The following is a 4469-nucleotide window of genomic DNA, read 5'->3' as shown; positions in this document are numbered from 1 at the left end:
AGCGGTTAAGAGCGTGTCTAGGCGGTGCTATCAGCCGTAATCTTAACAACCGTAGCTTGATACAGTGATACGGTCTTGATGACGCGATGGGCGATGAAGTCGGCATGACTAATCACATCAAATCCAAGGAATGCACTAAAGTGTTTGTGAGTATGCTAGAAAATACTCATAGATGCTTTAGGGTGAGTGTTCCTTGAAATCTGCTCAAGGCTCCAAAATCAGCATCGGAACTTACTTAGGCTAATTTAAATAGTATATAGCCCACTAGGCTATATACTATTAGACTTCAGAGAAAAATTTAGAATAGTTCTTATACAACAGTCATTTATTCAGTGAGTCGATATTGTCATAGTTGATTCATAAGCTTAGTGTGAATAGAACGAGATCTACGCTTTAGGTAAAGTCTCTTCCTAGCTCATAACTATTCTTTATCTTGGAACCTTGAATACTTTTATTTAATCAACATCCAAGGCGTTATCTTTGTTTTGAATAAGTATTAGATTATCTTGAGCTTTCTTGAGTTTATTTTGTAACACAGTCACTTGTTCTTGTTCTGATAGGTGACGGCTCGATAGCTCGCCATATTGCTTATTCAATATACTATGTTCAGCTTCAAGTTTAGCCTGTATTTGAGTCAGCTGCTCATAAAGTCCTGATAGCTTATCACGTTCAAAGGTTACCGCCTTTAGCTCTCCTTTGATCTCTGCGGTAGCAGTTTGTATCTCATTGCGTTCAGCTGTGACCGTCTTTAGCTCTGACTTAGTGGCTTTAAGCTCCGCCTTTAAACGTGCAATCTCTGCTTTATCGCTATCAGCTGTAGCTTTAAGCGTGGCTACCTCACCAAGACTACTAGTAAGCTCTACAGATTGCTTATCTAATGCGCTACGTGTCTCTACAAGCTGTGATTGTGCTGTTTCTGCTTTAGTTCGTTCAAGCTCTAATTGATGCTTAGTATCTGATAGCGTCTGTTTGGTAGCATCATGGTCAGCTGTGGCTTGCTGAGCCGCTTTAGTTGCTGTCTCCGCAGTAGTGGCCACTTCGTCCAGCTGCTGTAGTAGATCTGCTTGTTCACCCTCTAAGGTTTTAACTGCTTCTTGCGCTTCGTCCGTCTCTGCTTGTGCCTTAACCTTAACCACCTCTAGAGCTTCACGCTCCTTAGACAGCCTATCGTTCGCCATATCAATAGCTGTCTGCCACATATCAGCGCCAAGCGTGTGCAAGCGTTCAGTGATACCGCTAGGTAAATCCACTTGTTGCAGCTCTTGCTCTTCCTGCTGTTCTCGCTTCCAACTCTGCATCGCATCACTAATGGTAGTGAATGAGCCACCGCCTAGCGCCTTACGCACCTCTGCCAGTGTCGGCTTTATCCCTTGCTCCTGTAATCGGTCAGCTGCTGCATGAATATCTTGTGTGGTGAGTGCCATGATTTTGTATTCCTTGATAGTGCATTGTAGTATGTTGTATATAGTATAATACAATATACAACATACTACAATGCAAGGTGTAAAAAAACCCCAAGTCGTCTTGAGGTTATAACTTGTTGGCTAAGACTTAATGATCAGTTAGGTATTCTTCTAGGGCATCATTGATCATGTCCTGATAGTTACCGCCTGTCTGCTTGGCTCTGTCCTTAAACTTAGCAAGAATGCTTGGGCTGATAACACTGGCTTCTGTAGTAAGCGTTTGTGGTTTGATACTGCCACGGATCGCGCCTGACCAGTCGGTGATTTCTGGAATGTCCGATAGATCAATGTCGTCATCGCTAAGCGTTGCTAAGTACTCTAAGTCCGCTTGCTGCTTAGCCGTTAATGGCGGCAACTTATCTATGTGATAACTAACCTTGTTCATATTGTCTCCTTTCAATCTTTGTGGCACGCCTGGCAGAGATAATGCGTATAACCTCAGGCCATAGATTTCAAACACTGCAAAAGCATTGGCCTTTGACTCTTAAGTAAGCCATATATCATAATTGGTAGTAAACATAGTAATTACTTACCTTGACTGACTTTTGGTAAGTAGCTCTCAAGCGCTTTGTTTGGCTTGTTAAAGCTTTCAGGCTCCCGCTGTATGATGTTAATCATTTCACGCTTAAAACTATCAGTACTCATTTTACCGTCATAGCTTAAACCTGGGTGATCGTTATAGTCGTTCATAAACTGCACATTATCAACAATTGATTTGATCTTATCTTCTGACAATTTACCGTCTTTACCAGCAATTTTATCTAATAACTTTTTGTGAAATTTGAGCTTTAAGCCTTTATAGCCCTTCCCTCTTGCTTTTTTTTGATACTCTACACTGACTTTATAATTCGTATTTTCATTTATATCGTTGATAGCTGTTTCAATAACATATCTTCGCAACTCACTAAATTGCTTATACTTATCTTTAACACACATTACGTGTTTAAACTCTTCTATCGTAAACTCTTTGCTGTACTGGTATTGATTAACCCACATTACCACCAATTCATACATTTTTATTGAATGAATACTCGATAACTCACCTATTTCTAATAGCTTGTATTTAGTGAAATTAGCTTTAAGTTGCGTCAAATATGGCAGTATTTTATTTGCGAATGATAATACGACTTCTCCGTTATCCGGATCATAAACAATACTACTAACAAGCCTTGTTTGAAGCGTTTTATTCTCGGGCAAGCTCATAACAATATCGACGTCATATAAACGTTTGCTTGCGTTCTCTATGTCACGATAAACATTCTGTTCGTTCTTAGACTTCTTACCAAAAAACAATGATTTAATATCATCAACTGTTACTTTATATTCTGTGTCTTGCGTGACATTTGGTGCATCAGGCCTACTGTCAATTTGACTGATACAAGCAAGCATGAGCTCTTTATCCGTCTTTTGCATTGTGTACGTTGCTAGGATTAAATCATTTGACTGAACAACTAAGTTATTTTCCATTTCAACTCTGCGCCCATAGTTACATTTAACAAGATCTTATCATAAAATAGAGTTATAAAAAGAGTGTTTTTTATTTATCTCTGTTTTCTGCTCATTTACTCTGTTTTCTGCTCATTTACTCTTTTTCTTTCTTGTAAGGTATTGATTTTAACAGGGAAAAATAGCTCTCAAACAGGAATAAACAGGAGTAAACAGGATCAAATAAAAACCCTCAAAGAAACGGGTGATAAATTTTTTTGTGGATAAGTGAAAAATCATCACTTAAACCACGCAGCTTGCCTAAGCAATTTAACCCTGTGTAATGTTTTTTTAAGGATTAGATTAAGGGCTAAATCCTCGACTGGGTGCATTAGTTCTACTCACTTGATGCTGATAGGACTCTAAACCGTCCTGTAGTGCTCTGTGTTGGCTTTCAGAAAGCTTTCCGTCGTATTGCTCGGTAAACGTCTCTAAAGCGGCTTTAAGAGTCTCTGAGTAAGCTTTACGCTGGGTAGTTGGTAATGAGCTCATATCACGAAACGCAAATTTAAACTGCTGACACGTTTTATCTAAGGTATCTGCAAGATGTTCTTTAGCACATTTCCTCGCCTCAGCTGGGTGATTATCATTATCAATATAATCAGTTAACCATTCTGTATAGTTGAATGAGGAGACAACGTCTCGAGTCAGTCTACCAACGTCTCCTGCGCTACCGCCTAGCTTATTGATGATACTAGTTTTAAATGTCGCACGCTTTTGATCAATATCGTCCCTAAAGTCCTCAAAATGCTTAATAAGCGCCAGATACCGCTCTCGTTCAGCTTTAGGATCACGCAAAAGCTTGATAATGGATTTGTTATTTTCAACTAGCGTGTAATCAAAACGTTTGCCCACTTGCTGTAAGTGATCTCTAAACCCTAGCGCTTTATCTTTATCTTCAATACCAAGGCGCTTTGCAAACTCGCTAAGTATCGCAACTTGCCGCTGATCAAATTTATCAGGGGCGTCAGCCGCGGTTTCTCCTTGCGCCCATCTGATAGCCATATCATCACGATGACGTTGTATCAAGCGCATGGCTAGGTGTAGCTTCATACGTTCAGCATACTCAAAGATTCTCTCATCTTTGTGACGGTTTGCTCGAGTGTCTCGATCAATACGTCCTTGCTGTCGATCAAGTCGAGCAGCTCTTGCTCGTCGTGCTGCGTCATCGAAGGGGCTGGGGGCTGCTTTTGCTCGCTCTGCAATACCTTGATGGATGTCCTGAGCGATTGATTCGCTGTCTGTAGCTCTTTTTGTGTTTGCAGTAACCCATTGTTTTGAGTGCTCAACTCTGTATTTTGCTTTTTGGCTTCTTTCGTCTGTGCCATTAATCCACTTTGGTAGGTTTTCGCATCGTTTAGCTGCCCAAGCAATGCCTGATTTTGCGTCTTCAATGCATCGTTTTGTGTCGTCAACTCGAATTGCTGTTCTATTATTTTGTTCTGTGCAGTACGCAATGTCGTGTTCTGAGCTTCCAGAGAGTTGTTTTGCAAAATCAGCTCGCTGTTTTGTGCCTCCAAT

5 protein-coding genes are annotated in these 4469 nt (G+C 40.5%); all 5 read right to left on the bottom strand.

Annotated features, from left to right (window positions below; genetic code table 11):
* Positions 1-455: 455 nt before the first annotated feature.
* Positions 456-1424 carry a DNA-binding protein gene (locus VIM91_RS04400; RefSeq protein WP_058025952.1) on the bottom strand — a complete coding sequence of 323 codons (969 nt, stop codon included), beginning with the start codon at positions 1422-1424 and terminating at the stop codon, positions 456-458.
* Between the two features lie 127 nt (positions 1425-1551).
* Positions 1552-1848: a hypothetical protein gene (locus VIM91_RS04395; protein WP_025643904.1), complete on the bottom strand. Its 297-nt coding sequence runs from the start codon at positions 1846-1848 to the stop codon at positions 1552-1554.
* 140 nt (positions 1849-1988) lie between these two features.
* The gene (locus VIM91_RS04390; protein WP_058025554.1) at positions 1989-2930 is read right to left on the bottom strand and encodes a replication initiation protein; all 942 of its coding nucleotides are present in this window, start codon (positions 2928-2930) and stop codon (positions 1989-1991) included.
* 321 nt (positions 2931-3251) lie between these two features.
* Positions 3252-4001: a hypothetical protein gene (locus VIM91_RS04385; RefSeq protein ID WP_331863602.1), complete on the bottom strand. Its 750-nt coding sequence runs from the start codon at positions 3999-4001 to the stop codon at positions 3252-3254.
* Positions 3998-4469: hypothetical protein (locus VIM91_RS04380; protein WP_331863601.1), on the bottom strand; the 472-nt coding region annotated here is incomplete at its 5' end. The genes VIM91_RS04380 and VIM91_RS04385, both read right to left, overlap by 4 nt.

This window comes from Thiomicrospira sp., assembly GCF_036568485.1.
GTDB lineage: Bacteria > Pseudomonadota > Gammaproteobacteria > Thiomicrospirales > Thiomicrospiraceae > Thiomicrospira.
This window is presented reverse-complemented; position numbering and strand designations above follow the sequence as displayed.

Excerpts from the sequence above, each read along its gene's own strand:
- VIM91_RS04400 (WP_058025952.1), bottom strand. The coding sequence starts at position 1,424 with ATGGCACTCACCACACAAGATATTCATGCAGCAGCTGACCGATTACAG.
- VIM91_RS04395 (WP_025643904.1), bottom strand. The coding sequence starts at position 1,848 with ATGAACAAGGTTAGTTATCACATAGATAAGTTGCCGCCATTAACGGCT.
- VIM91_RS04390 (WP_058025554.1), bottom strand. The coding sequence starts at position 2,930 with ATGGAAAATAACTTAGTTGTTCAGTCAAATGATTTAATCCTAGCAACG.
- VIM91_RS04385 (WP_331863602.1), bottom strand. The coding sequence starts at position 4,001 with ATGAAGCTACACCTAGCCATGCGCTTGATACAACGTCATCGTGATGAT.